Here is a 17,133-nt window from a genome sequence, read left to right on the forward strand (position 1 = left end):
CCAGCCTACACTTGTCCTGTAGCGCCAATATATTTGGCGGGCCCCTCAATAGGGGCCGTAATTCTGCGAAGTGGAAGCCGTTTTGCGCTTTGCCCGGGAAATCCGGTCAGCTGGCCGTTCGTTTGCCGGCGATATGCAGGTCCGCGACAAATGGCCATGTGACGCTCGACATCGTCTCGATGCCCGACGCGCTGAGCGCCGCGCCGAACAGAAAGCCTTGCACGAAGTCCGGCTTGACCAGATGAACCAGCGTCTTCAGCTGCTCGAAGGTCTCCACCCCTTCGATGGTGACCGAAAGGCCCAATGTCCGCGACAGGCTGACGATGCCCTTCAGCAGATCGAGCGACTGCCGGTTCTGGTTCATATCGACCAGGAAAGAGCGGTCGATCTTGATCTTATCGAGCGGCAGCTTGTGGAGATAGCTCAGACTGGAGTAGCCGGTGCCGAAATCGTCAAGCGCGATGCGCACGCCAAGCGCCTTCAAGTCCTCGATCGATTCGCGCGTCAGCGATTTGTCATCGAGCAAGGCGGTCTCCGTGACCTCGATTTCGAGCCGGTGCGCCGCAAGGCCCGACTTGGCCAAGGCGTCCCTGACTTTCTGGACGATGTCGCGACTGCGGAAATCCTTGGCCGACAGGTTGACCGACACGCTGGTCTGGGCCGGCCATTTGGCGCATTCGGCGCAGGCTGCCTCCAGGACGAGACTGCTGATGTCGGAAACGATGCCCATCTCCTCGGCAAGCGGAATGAAGACGCCGGGCGAGATCGGGCCGAGATCGGGATGGTCCCAGCGGCAGAGCGCCTCGCAACTGGCGATGCGCATGGTGCTGACGGAGACGATCGGCTGATAGACCACGCGCAAATCCTTGGCCTGCACGGCATTGCGCAGATCGGCCTTCATCAGCTGGCGATTGCGGAAAGCGGCGTCCATGGCCGCCTCGAACAGCCGCCAGCTGTTCTTGCCGAGTTCCTTGGCCTTGTAGAGGGCAAGGTCGGCCTTGACGATCATTGCATCAACCTCGGTGTCCTTGACCTTGGACAGCACCGCGCCGCCGCTGGCCTGGATGCGCAAGCCGTGGCCGGCGACGTCCACTTCGCCCTGCAGGTCCGCGAAGATCCGGTCGAGCAGGGTGCCGAGATGGCTCTCGTCCTCGACGCGGTCGAAGAAGATCATGAACTCGTCGCCGCCGAAGCGGCTGACCGTGATGCCCGGTCCGGCAATCGCCGCGAGACGCTCGGCCACGGCGTAGATCAGCCCGTCGCCGACCGGATGGCCGAGCGTGTCGTTGACGCTCTTGAAGTCGTCGAGATCGAGCACCGCGAGGCCGCAGAGCCGATCCTGCTCGCCGGAGGCCATGGCTTCACGGACCAGCTCGTGGAAATAGGCGCGGTTCGGCAGACCCGTCAGATTGTCGTAGCGCGCCATGAAGCGTATCTTTTCCTCCGCCTCCACGCGCACCGTCACGTCCTCGAAGGTGATGACGCCCAGTTCCTGGCTGCCTTCGCGGGCGGAGAATTCGTAATGCTGACCATTGGCCAGCGAAACGAGCACCTTGCGGTCGCGGCCTTCGCGCAGGGCGCGCGTCAGCTGCGCCTCGATGTAGCGGCAGTCTTTCGGCGCCAGCATGCCGCCGGCGACGCCGCGCATCAAAAGGCCGTGGATCGAGCGCCCCAGCAAAGCGTCGCCCGATCTCAGCGACATCAGGCGGGCGGCCTCGGCATTGGCCACCGCGACGCGCCCGTCCGGGCCTAGCATGACCAGGCCGTGCGACATGGTGTTGAGCGCGCGATCGAACCGGCGCGTCAGGTTCCCGGCCTGCTTGTGGCCGATGACGGCGGAGAAGAGCACGTTGCGGACATGGTCGGCGCTGTTGATGGTGACGAACGTCAACGGGAAGATCATCAAGCCGAGGACGACAGAAGCCATATCCATGCGCAGGATGAGCGCAAGAGCCGCGGGCCCGACGAGGGTCAAGGAAAAAATCTGGACCATGCGCATGGACCCGTAGCTTCGTCCGACAACCGTTACCAGGGTCGTCAACGACAACGAAACCGACGCCAGTTCAGCAAATTGATCAGGACGCAGGTAGATCGACACGAAGCAGAATGACCCCAATGCGAGGCCCTGCGCGCTGCCTTTGAGAATGTAATTGCGCTCTATCGCTTCTGCCTCTGCGACACTTGCTATGGTGCCGCCCGCTCTATGGAAGCCTCGGATGCTGAAGTACCGCCAGAGGCTGGCCGATAGCAGAACGAAAGCCAACGTCAGATAAAGCAGATCCTGCGTACGCAGGTAGACCATGAACCCGAGAATCCAGTAGCATACGCCGCCGATCGCAACCATGCCGGCGTTGTCGAACAATGCCCGCACGAACTGGATATAGACATCCGCCGGGATGTTCTCGGTCTTTGTTCTACCCATGCCGCTGGCCCAACGCTACGCCTTGTCATGCCACACCCGCCTTAAGAAAGGCTTAGAACGGCGTTCAACCCCGGTTGCGGAGGGTTGCAGCAGGCGGGACAGACCAGGGAACCGGGGGTCTGGCGCGCCGTCAATGCGCCGGCGCGGTCACTCGGCGGCGCGAAGCGTCGGCTCCGCCGGAGCCTGGGCCAGACGCTCGATCAAGCGCGAGCGCTCGCCCGCCGCCTTCGCGGCGCTGGCCTGCCGGACATGGCCGTAGCCGCGGATCAATGCCGGCACGGAGGCCAGGGCCGTCGCGGCCTCCACCCTGCCCGGCGCCAGCGCGCCGGCGATGAGGTCGAGATCGGCTTCGTATTCCCTCAACGCTTGCCGCTCCATGCGCCGCTCGGCCGTGTAGCCGAAGAGGTCGAAGGCGGTGCCGCGCAGGCCCTTCATCGCCGCCAGCAGTCGAAAGCCCTTCATCATCCACGGGCCGAAGCTCGATTTCCTGGGCTTGCCGTCATTGCCGCGGCGGCCAAGGATTGGCGGCGCGAGATGGAATTCAAGCCTCTCGTAGCTCTGGAACTGCTTGGCGAGGTCGGCGGCAAAAGTGCCGTCGGTGTAGAGCCGCGCCACCTCATACTCGTCCTTGATCGCCATCAGCTTGAAGAGGTTTTTCGCCGCCGCTTCAGTCACCACCGTCGAGCCTGGAATCGCCGTCGCCTCGGCGGCGCGCAACGCCGCCACGCGGTCGGCGTAGCGCCCGGCGTAGGCGGCGTTCTGGTAGGCGGTGAGGAAGGCGACGCGGCGGGCGATGACATCATCCAGCGTCTCGGCCGGTTTGGACGCAGGCTTGCCGGTCTGGGCGACCAGGCCACGCACGAAATCGGGCTGATGCGCGGCGCGGCGGCCCCAGCGGAAAGCCGCGATATTCATCGCCACCGCTTCGCCGTTCAATTCTATCGCCTTTTCAACGGCTTCGGCCGAAAGCGGCAGACCGCCATGCTGGAAGGCGAAGCCAAGCATGAACATGTTGGCGCCGAGCGAATTGCCGAACAGGGCGGTCGCGGTGCGGGTGGCGTCGAAGAAATGCGCCTTGTCGTCGCCGGCAGCCGCCCGGATCGCCTTCTTCAGCCGCTCGACCGGCAGCGAGAAGTCGGCGGAACGGGTGAATTCGCCGGGCATGATCTCGGCGGTGTTGGCGAGGAAGATCGTGTGGCCCTCGCGCACCGCGCCCAGCACCTTCTTGGCGCCGGAGACGACGAGGTCGCAGCCGAGCACAAGGTCGGCCTTGCCGGCCGAGACGCGAATGGCGTGGATGTCCTCAGGCGTCGGGGCGATGCGGACATGGGTGAAGACCGAACCGCCCTTCTGGGCGAGGCCCGCCATGTCGATCATGCCGCAACCCTTGCCTTCCAGATGCGCGGCCATGCCGAGCACCGCGCCGACGGTGACGACGCCGGTGCCGCCGACCCCGTCGATGATCGCCGCCCAGCCCTGGTTTCCCATGCGGAATTCCACCGGCGCGGGCACGCCGTCCAGCGGATCGGCCCTGCCGGCAATGCCTTCGGCCTTCCTGATCTTGCCGCCATGCACGGTGACGAAGGACGGGCAGAAACCGTTGAGGCAGGAAAAATCCTTGTTGCAGCTCGACTGGTCGATGCGGCGCTTGCGGCCGAATTCGGTCTCGACCGGCTGAATCGAGACGCAGTTGGACTGTACGCCACAATCGCCGCAGCCTTCGCAGACCAGCTCGTTGATGAAGACGCGCTTGTCCGGATCGGGGAAGGTGCCGCGCTTGCGGCGGCGGCGCTTTTCGGCGGCGCAGGTCTGATCGTAGAGCAGCACCGAAACGCCTTTCACCTCGCGCAATTCGCGCTGGACGAGATCGAGATCGTCGCGGTGGTGGATGGTTATGCCGGCCGGGAAATCGGCCTTGCCGGCATATTTGTCGGGCTCGTCGGTGACGACGGCGATGCGCTCGACGCCCTCGGCGCGTACTTGCCTGGCGATCATGTCGACCGTCAGGCCGCCCTCATGCGGCTGACCGCCGGTCATGGCGACGGCATCGTTATAGAGGATCTTGTAGGTGATGTTGGCGTCGGAGGACAGCGCGAAGCGGATCGCCAGCACGCCGGAATGGTTGTAGGTGCCGTCGCCGAGATTCTGGAAGATGTGGTCGCGTTTGGAGAACGGGGCCTGTCCGACCCATTGCGCGCCCTCGCCGCCCATGGCGGTGAAGCCGACGGTGTTCCTGTCCATCCACAGCGCCATGAAATGGCAGCCTATCCCGGCGGCGGCCAGCGAGCCGTCCGGCACCTTGGTCGAGGAATTATGCGGGCAGCCCGAGCAGAAGAAGGGCGTGCGCGAGCCGATATCGAGCGTGTCGGCGAGCATCGCCTGGAACTGGCGCAGCTTCGCCACCCGCGCGGCGATCTCTTCCGACGGGCCGATGGTGCGCAGGATCCGTTCGCCGAGCGCAATCGCTATCTCGTTCGGGTCGAGCGCGCCCTTGGCCGGAAACAGCCAGTCGCCGCGTTCGTCCTTCTTGCCGACGATCACCGGCTGGGTGGCGGTGCCGTAGAGGTTCTCGCGCAACTGCACCTCGATCAGCGAGCGCTTTTCCTCGACGACGACGATGGTGTCGAGGCCGCGGGCGAAGTCGGCGATGTGCTGGAAATCCAACGGCCACGGACAGCCGACCTTGAACAGGCGAATGCCGATGCGGTTGGCGGCCGCTTCGTCGATGCCGATATCCTCCAGCGCCTGGCGGACGTCGAGATAGCTCTTGCCGATGGTGATGACACCAAGCTTGGGATTGCGGCCGCCGGAATAGACGATGCGGTTCAGCCCATTGGCCTGGATGAAGGCCGAGGCGGCGGCGCGCTTGTACTCGTGCAGCCGCTCTTCCTGGCCGAGCATGTCGATCTCGTGGCGGATGTTCAAGCCGCCCGGCGGCATGTCGAATTCGGGAATGACGATGCCCAGACGCTCGATCGAGGCGTCCACCGAGGCCGTCGATTCGATATTGTCCTTGACGCATTTGATCGCTGCCCAGGTGCCGGCGAAGCGCGACATCGCAAAGCCGTAAAGGCCGTAGTCGATGATCTCCTGGACGCCGGCCGGATTGAGGATTGGCACCATGGTGTCGACAAAGAGGAATTCCGTGGCATGCGCGTTGGTCGAGGATTCGGCCATGTGGTCGTCGCCCATCAGGGCAAGCACGCCGCCATGTTTGGAGGAGCCGGCAAGATTGGCGTGGCGGAAAACATCGCCGGACCGGTCGACCCCCGGGCCCTTGCCGTACCAGACCGAAAAAACGCCATCATGCGTGCCCTCGCCCAGCAATTCGGTCTGCTGCGAGCCCCAGCAGGCGGTGGCGGCGAGTTCCTCATTGAGGCCCGGCTGGAAAACGATGTCGGCTTGCGCAAGCTGCTTCTTCGCCCGCCACAGCTGCATGTCGAGGCCGCCTAGCGGCGAGCCGCGATAGCCGGAAACGAAGCCCGCGGTGTTGAGGCCGGCGCGACGGTCGCGCTCGCGCTGCATCAGAAGCATGCGCACGACGGCCTGCGCGCCGGATAGGAAGATGCGCTCCTTGCCAAGGTCGAACTTGTCGTCGAGCGCGACGTCGTGCAGCGTCATCAGGTATTTCCTCTGCGGAGGCGCCTCAAATCAGGCAGCCAACGTCGGAGTGGGACGACGCAGTCTTTCGTCCCTAGGCGGTGAGGTCAAACAAAATCGCAGAGGCCAGATAACACGCAACAAACGGTCTGGCGAGTGGCCGGCGGCGCATGCAAGATCATGCTAACCGCTTTGTGAGGAACAAAAATTTCGTGGCTCAGGTCGCTTTGGAGCAATCCGGCTTCTGGGCATCGGGCAGCTTGCCGTCAGGATGGCCGGCAAGGTCCGGGTTGAGCTCGTAATTCGGGCCGATCACCAATGGCCGGTCCGGCAGCATCGTCTGGTCCTCGGACGAGGTCATCGTGGTATCGATGCTCTGCAGCAGCGTGCCGCTCGCATCCTCGATGCGGATCGAGACGGAATAGGGTTTGTCCTTGACCACGCAGGTGAGCGGCGGGCTGGTGAGCGTGATGTGCGGCAGCTTCGGCCAGATCTTCTGGTTGACGATGAGCGGGTCGCCGCCGGCGGGATTCTGGAAGCTCACCACCGCGACCTGACCGTCGACCATCGGCCGCAGCGGCTTCAGCGTGATGACATAGGTGGCGATGGCCAGCCGGTAGTTGAACTCGAACAGTTTTCCCGAGATGGCGAAGAGTTGATCCTTGCCGGTGTCGCGGCAGGCGCCGAGCGCGACAGCGGCGACCAGGGCGGCGCCGATCAAAGCCGAACGCGACAGTTTTCTAAGCATTGGGAACCTCCCTCGCCGCCGTGCGGCGGCGGTAATAGCGGTTTGCCTTCTGGCGGTTGCCGCAGACAGCCATGTCGCACCACAAGCGGCTGGCGTTGCGGCTGCGGTCGACGAACAGCCAGCTGCAATTGGGACAGATCCTCAGCCTCGCCACCGTTTCGTCACGCAGCAGCGACAGCGCCGAGACGGCCAAAGCCGCCTCGAAGGCGATCGGCGTTTGCGGGTCGCCGAAAGGCTGGCCAGGCGTTCCGATCTCGGTCGCGCTGCCGGACAGCCCGCTGGCGCAGGCCGTGAGGAAATCCGGCAGGTGGCTGGTCGCCACCGCGCCATTCGACACGGCATGGCGAAACAGACGATCGGTCGCTTCGCGGATCGAGATGACGGTCGGTTTGATCTCACCCGGCTCCGGCGCCCGCAGCCGCCGGCCGCCGAGCTCGGCGGCGCGGAAGCCGCTGGCCGCCTCGGCGAAGCGGGCGATCTCGGCCGGGTCGTCGAAACGGTCGAAGGACTTTTGCGGATCGTTGCGCAGCACCACGGTGTTCGCCGTGTCGAGCGCAAGGATGCCGCCGGTGAAGCGGTGCGGGGTCCAGGATACCGTCATGATCGAAATCTAACCTATAAAACGTGTTTGACAAGTTAGATTCCGAATGTAACGCTCCCTGCAGGGTCGCGTCATGCGGCCCCAAGGACGCCGCATGCTCTATTTCTTCCAGCAGGTGCTGAACGGGCTGCATTCAGGCGCGCTCTACGCGCTGCTCGCCTTCGGATATGTGCTGACCAACGGCATACTGCACCGCACCAACCTGGCCTATGGCGCCCTGTTCGCCTTTTGCGGCCAGACGATGATCCTGACCGCCGCCTTCGGCTATCAGGCGCTGTGGCTGACGCTCGCCGCCGCGGTGGCGCTCGGCGTGGCCGCGGCCCTGCTCTACGCCGCGCTGATAAGCCACGTCCTGTCACGCAGCGTGTTCGAGAGGCTCGCCGACCGCTCGCCCAACGCCATCGTGGTGACGACGCTCGGCATCCTGATCTTCCTGTCGGAGGCAAGCCGCATCGCCGCCGACACGCACGATCTCTGGCTGCCGCCAATGCTTGCCACTCCGGTCGTCTTTGCCCAGGGCGAGGGTTTCAAGGTCACGCTCACCGTCATCCAGCTGCTCGACTGCGCGGGGGTCGTCGCGTTGGTGGCGCTGGCGGCCTGGCTGTTTTCGCATTCACGCTTCGGCCGCGCCTGGCGCGCCGTCTCCGACGATCCGAAAGCAGCGGCGATGTGCGGGGTCGATGTGCGCGCGGTGTTCCGCCGGGCCGTGCTGTTCGGCGGTTTCTGCGCGGCCCTGGCCGGTGTGCTTGCCGGCCTCTATTACGGCAATGTTTCCTTCGGCACCGGGCTGGTCTACGGCCTGAAGATCCTGTTCGTGACGGCGGTCGGCGGCTACCTGTCGCCGCTTCGGGCGGCCCTTGGCGCCGCGGCCTTCGGCATGGCCGAATCGCTCTGGGCTGGCTACTTCCCGCTCGAATGGCGCGACGCCTGGATCTATCTCTTCCTCGTCGCCATGCTGGTGCTGATCGGCGCCGGGCGCGATCAGGCCAAGATCGCCTGAGCTCCCAGACTTTCGTTGCATGACGCATCGTCAGGCGGCGGCATTCCGCGTCCGCGAGGCTTACCGATCTGTTCGGCGCGGCTTTGCCATGTTGACCTGCCGGGCCACGCACTGCATACCGTTGGGCCAAGCGACGCGACACCGGAGGGGGAATCGGGCGCGCCGCATGGCACTTTGAGTTGTGCGCATCGTGCTTTCCGAAAATCGCAACCGATTTTCGGGCCGATGCGCGAGGGAGGATATGCATGGCAGGGCTTCTCGCTCTTTCCAGAACGATCGACCGCATCAACGAGTTCATCGGCCGCTGGGTCTCATGGCTGATCCTGCTCGCGATCCTGGTGAGCGCCGGCAATGCCGTCATCCGCAAGGTGTTCGACACCTCCTCCAATGCCTGGCTTGAGCTGCAATGGTATCTGTTCGGCGCCGCCTTCATGCTGGCCGCGGCCTACACGCTTAAGCAGAACGACCATATCCGCATCGACATCGTCTACGGCATGTTCTCGCGGCGCGTGCAGCACTGGATCGACCTGCTCGGCCACCTGTTCTTCCTGATGCCTTTCGTCGTCCTGATGGTGATCTATTTCGTGCCCTATGTGTCGCTGTCCTTCCACAGCGGCGAGATGTCGACCAATGCCGGCGGGCTGATCGTCTGGCCGGCCAAGGCCATCCTGCTCGTCGGCTTCTTCCTGCTTGCCCTGCAGGGCGTTTCCGAGATCATCAAGAAGATCGCCATCATGCGCGGCGACATGGACGATCCCAATCCCTTCATATCGGCGCATGAGCAGGCCAGGCTCGAGGCGGAGGCGTTGGCCGAGGAAGCCAAAGCCATCGCGGGCGAGGTCCGCCCATGATCGAGTTCATCGCGCAGAACATGGCGCCGATCATGTTCGCCTCGCTGATCATCTTCCTTTTGATCGGCTACCCCGTCGCCTTCTCGCTCGCCGCCAACGGCCTGCTGTTCTTCTTCATCGGCGTGTTGGTCTCGCCCTATTCCGGCGGCTCGATCAACCTCGCCTGGCCGCTGCTGCATGCGCTGCCGGACAATTTCTACGGCACCAGGGTGATGTCCAACGACACGCTGCTGGCGATACCGTTCTTCACCTTCATGGGCATCGTCCTCGAACGCTCAGGGATGGCCGAAGACCTCCTCGACACGATCGGCCAGCTGTTCGGGCCGATCCGCGGCGGCCTTGCCTATGCCGTCATCTTCGTCGGCGCGCTGCTTGCCGCAACGACCGGCGTGGTGGCGGCCTCTGTCATCGCCATGGGGCTTATTTCGCTGCCGATCATGTTGCGCTACGGCTATGACCGGCGGCTGGCGGCGGGCGTCATCGCGGCCTCCGGCACGCTTGCCCAGATCATCCCGCCCTCGCTGGTGCTGATCGTGCTCGCCGACCAGCTCGGGCGCTCGGTCGGCGACATGTATGCCGGCGCCTTGATCCCGGGCATCGTGCTGACCGGCATCTACATGCTCTACATCCTGATCATGTCGATCGTCCGGCCGAACGCGATGCCGGCGCTGCCGCTCGAGGCCCGCACGCTCGGCCACGGCGTGCTGTCACTGATCGTGGCGCTGCTGATCGCCGGCGCGATCTCCTACGGCGCCTATCGCTATCTTGCGCCGACACAGGGCGACAATGCCGACATCCTCGGCTTCGCCGTCGGCGTCATCGTCATCTATGTCGCCGCCATCGTCGACCAGCGGCTGAGGCTCAACCTGATGTCGAAGCTGGCGCAGCAGGTGGTGATCGTGCTGATCCCGCCGCTGGCGCTGATCTTCCTGGTGCTGGGCACGATCTTCCTCGGCATCGCCACGCCGACCGAGGGTGGCGCCATGGGCTCGGTCGGAGCATTGATCATGGCGGCGGCCAAGGGGCGGCTGTCGCTCGACGTCGTCAAGCAAGCGCTCGCCTCGACGACCAGGCTTTCCTCCTTCGTGCTGTTCATCCTGATCGGCGCGCGCGTCTTCTCGCTGACCTTCTACGGCGTCAACGGCCACATCTGGGTCGAGCATCTGTTGACCTCGCTGCCCGGCGGCGAGACGGGCTTCCTGATCGGCGTCAACATCCTGGTCTTCGTGCTCGCCTTCTTCCTCGATTTCTTCGAGCTCGCCTTCATCATCGTGCCGCTTTTGGCGCCCGCCGCCGACAAGCTCGGCATCGACCTGATCTGGTTCGGCGTGCTGCTCGGCGTCAACATGCAGACCAGCTTCATGCATCCGCCCTTCGGCTTCGCGCTGTTCTACCTGCGCTCGGTCGCGGCCCGCGTGCCTTACCTCGACAGGATCACAGGCAAGCAGATCGCGCCGGTGACAACGGGGCAGATCTATTGGGGCGCCGTGCCGTTCGTCTGTATCCAGGTGATCATGATCGGACTCACCATCGCCTTCCCGCAGATGGTCATGCGCTACAAGGGAGCGGCGGTGGAGCCCAGCACCATCGACCTTAAGCTCCCCGACATGCCTTCGCTGTCGCCGCTCGGCGCGCCACCCGCGAATAGCGGCGCGGCTCCGGCCAATGGCGGCGCGCCGGCGACGCCCGGCACGCCCGACCTGTCGCAGCCGCCGAGCTTCGGCGACGCGCCGGCCAAGCCGGCGGCCCCGGCCCCCGACCTCTCGCAGCCGCCAAAATTCAACTAGGACATTTCACCGTTTCACAGAAACGCCGAAATGTCCTATCTCTTTGTTTTGACGCAATTTCGGACGGAAAACCGCTTCACACTTTTCCTGAAATTGCTCTGAGGTGGACCATGAGAGCCGTGCGGTTGGAAGCGGTAGGCAAGATCGGGTTGCGCGAGATTCCCAAGCCCGTTCCCGGACCCGAGGATGTTCTCGTGCGCATCGAGGCCTGCGGCGTCTGCGGCACCGACCGGCACCTTTTCCACGGCGAGTTCCCCTGCACGCCGCCGGTGACGCTCGGCCATGAATTCGCCGGCATCGTGGAAGCCGTCGGCGTGGCAGTGTCCGGCATTGCCGTCGGCGATCGGGTCACCGGAGATCCCAACATCGCCTGCGGGCGCTGCGCTCACTGCCATGCCGGCCGCGTCAACCTGTGCAGCAATCTCAGCGCCATCGGCATCCATCGCGACGGCGGCTTCGCCGACTATGTGCTGATGCCGCACAGGCAGGCGTTCCGGCTACCCCCGAACCTAAGACCGACGCATGGCGCCTTTTGCGAGCCGCTGGCCTGCTGCCTGCACGGCGTCGACCTGGCAGCGATCCGGCCGGGCGGGTCGGTCGTGGTGCTCGGCGGCGGCGTCATCGGCCTGCTCGTCGTGCAACTGGCGAAGCTCGCCGGTGCTGCGACCATCATCCTGTCGACCAGGCAGGCCTCGCGCCGCGCGCTTGCCGAGGAGCTCGGCGCGACGGCAACGGTCGATCCAAGCGACGGCGATCCGGTCGCAGCCATCGCCGGCCCGAATGGCCTGGCGCCCGGCGGCGTCGACGTGGTGCTGGAATGCGCCGGCGTGCGCGACACGGTCGAACAGTCGATGCGGATAGCCAGGGCCGGCGGCACGGTCGTGATCGTCGGCGTGGTGCCGCAAGGCATGAAGGTGGAGATCGAGCCGTTCGATCTTTTGTTTCGCGAATTGAAGGTGCTCGGCTCCTTCCTCAACCCGTTCACGCATGGCCGGGCGGCGCAGTTGATTGCCTCCGGGGCGATCGAGATCGATAGGCTGATCTCAAGGCAGGTCAGCCTGGAGGAGGCGCCGGACGTCATCGCCAATCCGCCGGCGCCGGGCGAGGTCAAGGTGCTGGCGGTGCCGGGACGAGGCTAAGACGCGGTTCTCCCTTCTCCCCTTGTGGGAGAAGGTGTCGCCGAAGGCGACGGATGAGGGGTGCTCCAGCTTGGCGCGGACGGCGATCCGTCCAACACCCCTCTTCCGTCTCGGCGCTGCGCGCCGATCCACCGCCCGGGGGCGAGCCACGCGTCTCGCCCCGTCCTTCGGACCCCACAAGGGGAGAAGGTAAGGCCCGGCCTACAGCTTGCCGTTGCGCTGCTGCACCATCATGAAGGTGTCGTAATTGTATTCGGCGACCTGGGCCCAGAGATAGTGCTCCTTGCGGAAGCCCTTGATCGATTCCCAGATCTTCTTGAACGGCGCGTTGTTGGCTTCCATTTCGGCATAGACTTCGTTGGCCTTTTCGAAGCAGGCCGCCAGGATCTCCTGGCTGAAAGGCGCCAGCTTGGCGCCGCCGGCCACCAGCCGCTTCACCGCCGCCGGATTGAGGAAGTCGTATTTCTGCAGCATGTTGGCGTCCGCCGCCTGGGCGGCGGTGTGCACCAGCGACTTGTAGGCCGGCGAAAGCTCTTCGTATTTGGCCTTGTTGAAGAGCAGGTGCACGGTCGGGCCGCCTTCCCACCAGCCGGGATAGTAGTAATAGGGCGCGACCTTGTAGAAGCCGAGCTTCTCGTCGTCATAGGGGCCGACCCATTCGGCCGCATCGATCGTGCCCTTTTCCAGCGCCGGGTAGATGTCGCCGCCGGCGATCTGCTGCGGCACGACTCCGAGCTTCTGCACGACCTTGCCGGCAAAACCGCCGATGCGCATCTTCAGGCCGGACAGGTCGGCGACCGTGTTGATCTGCTTGCGGAACCAGCCGCCCATCTGCACGCCGGTGTTGCCGCCCGGCAGACCGAAAAGGCCCTGCGTGGCCAGAAACTCGTTGAACAGGTCGATGCCGCCGCCATGGTAGTGCCAGGCATTCATGCCGCGCGCATTGAGCGAGAACGGCACGGCCGCGCCCAGCGCCCAGGTGGGATCCTTGCCCCAGTAATAGTATGCCACCGTATGACAGGCTTCGACCGTGCCGGCTGCGGTGGCGTCCGCCGCCTGGAGACCGGGCACCAGCTCGCCCGAGGCGAAGACCTGGACCTGGAAATTGCCATCGGTCGCTTCCGACAGCATTTTCGAGAAGACCTCGGCGCCGCCATAGATCGTGTCGAGCGATTTGGGGAAGGACGACGCAAGCCGCCAAGTCACTTTCGGGTTGGACTGGGCGATGGCCGGCGTGGCGAGCGTCGCGGCCGCTGCCGCGGCGCCCACGCCGGACGCACCGGCCTTGCGGATGAATGAACGACGATCCATTAAGTTTCCTCCCTTGCGGATCAGCTGACCGATGCCGGGACATTTTCGGTGTCCGGACCGGTTGTGGAGAACCATACACGGGCAAGAAGTCGAGTCCAGCGTCGCGACCCAGCTAGCGGCCATTCGGCCGCCATCTGCAACTATAGTCTAACGCTCACTTCCCTGGCCCATGCGAGGCGGCTAAACTTGCCATGGAAAAGCCGCGTCGGATCGCTTATTTTGTAGGCAGAACAATTCCTTGGCCTGATGGAAACCAAACTCAAAATGCAGCAACCGCTCGTCGCCGTCTCAACCGACGTCCGCCAGTTCGACAACTACACCTGGCACGCCGCGCCCCAGCAGTATCTGGAAGCGGCTGTGGCCGGCGCCGGCGTGTTCCCGCTGCTGGTGCCGTCCTTCGGCGACCGGCTCGACCTCGACGAATTGCTGTCGGCGGTCGACGGCGTCATGCTGACGGGTTCGAAATCCAATGTGCATCCCTCGCTTTATGACGGCGACCCGAGCGAAGCCAACGGTCCCTACGATCAGGCGCGCGATGCCACGACGCTGCCGCTGATCCGCAAGGCGCTCGAGCGCGGCGTGCCGGTGCTTGCCATCTGCCGCGGCATCCAGGAACTGAACGTAGCGCTGGGCGGCTCGCTGGGCACCGAGATCCAGGAGCGCGAAGGCTCGCTCGACCATCGCGCGCCGGTGAGCGACAATCAGGACGAGCGCTTCGCCATCCATCAGACGATCTCGATCAAGCCAGGCAGCTGCCTTGCCGGGGTGTTCGGCGCCGGCGACATCAAGGTCAACTCCCTGCATCGGCAGGGGATCGAGCGGCTCGGCTCGAAACTGCAAATCGAGGCTTTGGCCACCGACGGCACGATCGAAGCGGTTTCCGTCAAGGACGCCCGCGCCTTCGCGGTCGGCGTGCAGTGGCACCCCGAATACTGGGTGAAGTCGGACAGCAATTCCGCCAAGATCTTCAAGGCCTTCGGCGATGCCGTGCGGCTGCACGCGGCGGCAAAGACGGGCGTGCGCGCCGCGGCGGAATAATCCGCTGTTCCCTGGAATGGCTTGAGTTCAGTTGCTGCTGTCGTTGTCCAAAGCCAGCAGCGGCGCGGACGGCGCGTAGGATTCGTAGCCATCGCCATCGGCAATGCCGAAAGTGACGATCGGATCGATGCCGTTCTCGCTGAAGGCGACCGAGCCGTCCGCCTGCTCGCGCCAGAATTTTGCCCGCTCGATGCCGGGCATCAGCTGGCGGCAATCCGGGGCGATCTTGAGTCGCGACAGGCCGTCCGAGACGGCGGCGCCCCGCTGCACGGCGCAGGCAGCTTCGTCGCCATTGGCCGTCAATCGATAGGTGCTGGAGTAGACCGTCTCGACAGCCGTGCTCGGACCTTGGCCGTCATACAGGACATGCGCGCCTCCGAACAACGCACCCGATACAACCAACCCGGCAACCAGCTTCACGCCGTTTCTCCACACACGATCAAGTATGGAAAATGATTTCAAAGCGTTAAGCGGGAGTTAATGGGCCTGCTAAAGCATTAACAAATGTGGCGAAGCGCCCGGAACGGTTGAACGTTCCATAGGCTGCAAAAGCCCTCTCAGACTTTCCTGGAATTGCTCTACCCGCGCGCCTTGACGTTGATCGTCTCCGGCACCGGCGTCAGCGGCCGGCGCTCGGTGAACCAGGCGACGAGATTGTCGACGCAAAGATCCGCCATGGCGCGGCGGGTGTGGACGGACGCCGAGCCGACATGCGGCAGAAGCGAGGCATTGGCGGCCTCGAGCAGGGCCCGCGGCACGTTCGGTTCGTCGCCAAAGACGTCGAGCCCCGCGGCGGCGATGGTACCGCTCTTCAGGGCGGCCGCCAGTGCTGTCTCGTCCACCGCCGAGCCGCGGCCGATATTGACGAAGACGCCGTTCGAACCCAGCGCCGACAAGATTTCGGCATTGATCGCCTTCTCCGTGGAGGCGCCCCCCGGAGCAATGCAGATCAGCGTGTCGACGGCCTCGGCAAGGCCTTTCAAAGTGGCATGATAGTCGTAAGCCAGGCCTTCCACCTTGCGGCGATTGTGGTAGGCGATCGGCAGGCCGAAGGCTTCAAGGCGGCGGGCGACGGCGCGGCCGATGCGGCCCATGCCGAAAATGCCGACGCTGCGGCCGCGCAAGGTAAGCCGGCTCAGGCGATAATTACCCTTCTTCACCCAGTCGCCGTCGCGCAGCCACTTCTCGGCGGCGTAGAGCTCGCGCACGGTGTTGATCAACAGGCCGATGGCGGTGTCGGCGACCTCCTCGGTCAAAACGTCGGGCGTGTTGGTGACCATGACGCCGCGCTTGGCCGCGTGATTGGCATCGACCGAATCATAGCCGACGCCGAAACTGGCGATGATCTCAAGGTTGGGCAGCGCGTCGATCATCGCCGCGTTGATGCCCGCATAGGAGGCGATGCCGCGCACAGTGGCGCGCATCTCTTCCGTGACCAGCGAAGGGTCGGCGCGTTCGATGCGCACAAGCTTGAACGCCTTGTCTATGCGGCTGACGGCATGGTCGTTGAAATCGCCAGGCACCAGAATGGCAACCGGCAATTTTCCTTCTGCAATGGTCATGCACGCTCCACCGGCTTGCCGGTCGACTGCCGCACATGCAGTTCCGGCTTGATCAGTTCCTGCGATGGCCGCACCGCCTGCCCGTTCAATTTGTCGAGCAAGGCGCTCGCGGCGCGGCGGCCGACCTCGCGCTGGCCGTTCCAGACCGTGGTCAGGGCCGGCGTTGCGATTGCCGCCTCCTCGAGATCGTCATAGCCGGTGACCGAGATATCGACTCCCGGCACGAGGCCGGCCCGCGCGATGCCGTTCATCAACCCGATGGCGACCAGATCGTTCCAGCAGCAGGCGGCGGTGGGCTTGTCCTTCAGCGCCAGAAACTGCCCCGCAGCTTCGAAGCCGGCCTGCTTGGTTCGAGGGCCGGGAATGCGCCAGGACGGCTTCACCTCCAGGCCGGCCGCCTCCATCGCGTTGAGATAGCCCTGGTAACGGTCGCGGCCGGTCGAGGTCTGGTCGGTGCCGCCGACCATGGCGATGCGCTTATGGCCGAGCGAGATCAGATGATTGGTGGCAAGTGCGGTGCCATAGGCATCGTCGCCGCGGAACACCGGCACGTCGGCGCCGGCGACGCTGCGCGCGATCAGCACCGCCGGCAGGCCGTTTTCCTCGGCCATGATGATGTCCTCGGCCGGCGTGCCTATGGCCGGCGACATGATCACGCCGTCGGCGCCGAGCTGCAGCAGCGTGTCGATGAAGGTGCGCTGCTTTTCCAGCTGGTCGTAGTGATTGGACAGGATGAAGGTCTGGCGGCTGCGGTCGAGCTCGCTTTCGATCGAACGCAGGATCTCGGCGAAGAACGGGTTCATGATGTCGTGCACGACGACTCCGACGATGCCGGAGCGCGAGGTGCGCAGTGAGGCGGCGCGGCGGTTGTAGATATAGCCGATGGCGCGCGCATGTTCCTTGATGCGCTCCCGCGTGGCTCCAGCCACCAGCGGGCTGTCGCGCAGCGCCAGCGATACCGTTGCCGTGGAGACGCCGAGCGCATCCGCGATCGTCGAAAGCTTGATCTTCTGTGCCAGCGCCCTTCGCTCCCCAGGGTCTTCCGATCTACGTCTTTAAATTTTTTAAAACGGC

General features: G+C 64.6%; 12 protein-coding genes and 1 pseudogene. 5 read left to right on the plus strand and 8 right to left on the minus strand.

All coding sequences use genetic code 11. The annotated features are described in order from the left end of the window. Positions 1 to 106: 106 nt before the first annotated feature. The 4 genes and pseudogenes from E5X34_RS11145 to E5X34_RS11160 all read right to left on the minus strand — a co-directional run bounded on the left by E5X34_RS11145 (position 107) and on the right by E5X34_RS11160 (position 7,371). Complete coding sequence (locus tag E5X34_RS11145; protein ID WP_292564120.1) at positions 107 to 2,422, minus strand: EAL domain-containing protein; 2,316 nt, start codon at positions 2,420 to 2,422, stop codon at positions 107 to 109. Positions 2,423 to 2,569: 147 nt separating this feature from the next. Beyond that, a pseudogene (locus E5X34_RS11150) lies at positions 2,570 to 6,055 on the minus strand (indolepyruvate ferredoxin oxidoreductase family protein); the annotation flags it as partial. A gap of 184 nt (positions 6,056 to 6,239) precedes the next feature. Beyond that, the gene (locus tag E5X34_RS11155; RefSeq protein ID WP_292564123.1) at positions 6,240 to 6,770 is read right to left on the minus strand and encodes a hypothetical protein; all 531 of its coding nucleotides are present in this window, start codon (positions 6,768 to 6,770) and stop codon (positions 6,240 to 6,242) included. Continuing rightward, complete coding sequence (locus tag E5X34_RS11160) at positions 6,763 to 7,371, minus strand: CGNR zinc finger domain-containing protein (protein ID WP_292564124.1); 609 nt, start codon at positions 7,369 to 7,371, stop codon at positions 6,763 to 6,765. Before E5X34_RS11160 ends, E5X34_RS11155 begins: the two co-directional genes overlap by 8 nt. 94 nt (positions 7,372 to 7,465) lie before the next feature. Here E5X34_RS11160 and E5X34_RS11165 point away from each other — a divergent pair, with 94 nt between their 5' ends. The 4 genes from E5X34_RS11165 to E5X34_RS11180 all read left to right on the plus strand — a co-directional run bounded on the left by E5X34_RS11165 (position 7,466) and on the right by E5X34_RS11180 (position 12,148). Further along, positions 7,466 to 8,371, plus strand: coding sequence for a branched-chain amino acid ABC transporter permease (locus E5X34_RS11165; RefSeq protein WP_292564125.1), 906 nt, complete (start codon positions 7,466 to 7,468; stop codon positions 8,369 to 8,371). 245 nt (positions 8,372 to 8,616) lie between these two features. Then, the gene (locus tag E5X34_RS11170) at positions 8,617 to 9,222 is read left to right on the plus strand and encodes a TRAP transporter small permease subunit (protein ID WP_292564127.1); all 606 of its coding nucleotides are present in this window, start codon (positions 8,617 to 8,619) and stop codon (positions 9,220 to 9,222) included. Then, positions 9,219 to 11,009, plus strand: coding sequence for a TRAP transporter large permease subunit (locus E5X34_RS11175; protein ID WP_292564129.1), 1,791 nt, complete (start codon positions 9,219 to 9,221; stop codon positions 11,007 to 11,009). The genes E5X34_RS11170 and E5X34_RS11175 overlap by 4 nt, the downstream gene beginning before the upstream one ends. 110 nt (positions 11,010 to 11,119) lie before the next feature. Continuing rightward, positions 11,120 to 12,148: a zinc-dependent alcohol dehydrogenase family protein gene (locus E5X34_RS11180; RefSeq protein ID WP_292564131.1), complete on the plus strand. Its 1,029-nt coding sequence runs from the start codon at positions 11,120 to 11,122 to the stop codon at positions 12,146 to 12,148. Positions 12,149 to 12,349: 201 nt separating this feature from the next. Here the strand turns inward: E5X34_RS11180 and E5X34_RS11185 are convergent, their stop codons facing one another. Beyond that, positions 12,350 to 13,459, minus strand: coding sequence for a TRAP transporter substrate-binding protein (locus E5X34_RS11185; RefSeq protein ID WP_292564133.1), 1,110 nt, complete (start codon positions 13,457 to 13,459; stop codon positions 12,350 to 12,352). Between the two features lie 264 nt (positions 13,460 to 13,723). Here E5X34_RS11185 and E5X34_RS11190 point away from each other — a divergent pair, with 264 nt between their 5' ends. Further along, positions 13,724 to 14,497: a gamma-glutamyl-gamma-aminobutyrate hydrolase family protein gene (locus E5X34_RS11190; RefSeq protein ID WP_292564134.1), complete on the plus strand. Its 774-nt coding sequence runs from the start codon at positions 13,724 to 13,726 to the stop codon at positions 14,495 to 14,497. A gap of 27 nt (positions 14,498 to 14,524) precedes the next feature. On the opposite strand, the gene E5X34_RS11195 is transcribed toward E5X34_RS11190, so the two are convergent. From E5X34_RS11195 to E5X34_RS11205, 3 genes are all read right to left on the minus strand, one after another. Then, the gene (locus E5X34_RS11195) at positions 14,525 to 14,917 is read right to left on the minus strand and encodes a hypothetical protein (protein WP_292564136.1); all 393 of its coding nucleotides are present in this window, start codon (positions 14,915 to 14,917) and stop codon (positions 14,525 to 14,527) included. A 158-nt stretch (positions 14,918 to 15,075) separates the two neighbouring features. After that, positions 15,076 to 16,059 (minus strand): 2-hydroxyacid dehydrogenase, encoded by a 984-nt coding sequence (locus E5X34_RS11200; RefSeq protein WP_292564138.1) that lies wholly within the window; start codon positions 16,057 to 16,059, stop codon positions 15,076 to 15,078. Beyond that, the gene (locus tag E5X34_RS11205) at positions 16,056 to 17,078 is read right to left on the minus strand and encodes a LacI family DNA-binding transcriptional regulator (RefSeq protein ID WP_042645188.1); all 1,023 of its coding nucleotides are present in this window, start codon (positions 17,076 to 17,078) and stop codon (positions 16,056 to 16,058) included. The genes E5X34_RS11200 and E5X34_RS11205 overlap by 4 nt, the downstream gene beginning before the upstream one ends. Between the last annotated feature and the right edge of the window lie 55 nt (positions 17,079 to 17,133).

The organism is Mesorhizobium sp., from assembly GCF_004963255.1.
In the GTDB taxonomy this organism is placed as follows: domain Bacteria; phylum Pseudomonadota; class Alphaproteobacteria; order Rhizobiales; family Rhizobiaceae; genus Mesorhizobium.

Coding starts and splice junctions, on each gene's coding strand:
- E5X34_RS11145 (WP_292564120.1), bottom strand. CDS start 2,422: ATGGGTAGAACAAAGACCGAGAACATCCCGGCGGATGTCTATATCCAG.
- E5X34_RS11155 (WP_292564123.1), bottom strand. CDS start 6,770: ATGCTTAGAAAACTGTCGCGTTCGGCTTTGATCGGCGCCGCCCTGGTC.
- E5X34_RS11160 (WP_292564124.1), bottom strand. CDS start 7,371: ATGACGGTATCCTGGACCCCGCACCGCTTCACCGGCGGCATCCTTGCG.
- E5X34_RS11165 (WP_292564125.1), top strand. CDS start 7,466: ATGCTCTATTTCTTCCAGCAGGTGCTGAACGGGCTGCATTCAGGCGCG.
- E5X34_RS11170 (WP_292564127.1), top strand. CDS start 8,617: ATGGCAGGGCTTCTCGCTCTTTCCAGAACGATCGACCGCATCAACGAG.
- E5X34_RS11175 (WP_292564129.1), top strand. CDS start 9,219: ATGATCGAGTTCATCGCGCAGAACATGGCGCCGATCATGTTCGCCTCG.
- E5X34_RS11180 (WP_292564131.1), top strand. CDS start 11,120: ATGAGAGCCGTGCGGTTGGAAGCGGTAGGCAAGATCGGGTTGCGCGAG.
- E5X34_RS11185 (WP_292564133.1), bottom strand. CDS start 13,459: ATGGATCGTCGTTCATTCATCCGCAAGGCCGGTGCGTCCGGCGTGGGC.
- E5X34_RS11190 (WP_292564134.1), top strand. CDS start 13,724: ATGCAGCAACCGCTCGTCGCCGTCTCAACCGACGTCCGCCAGTTCGAC.
- E5X34_RS11200 (WP_292564138.1), bottom strand. CDS start 16,059: ATGACCATTGCAGAAGGAAAATTGCCGGTTGCCATTCTGGTGCCTGGC.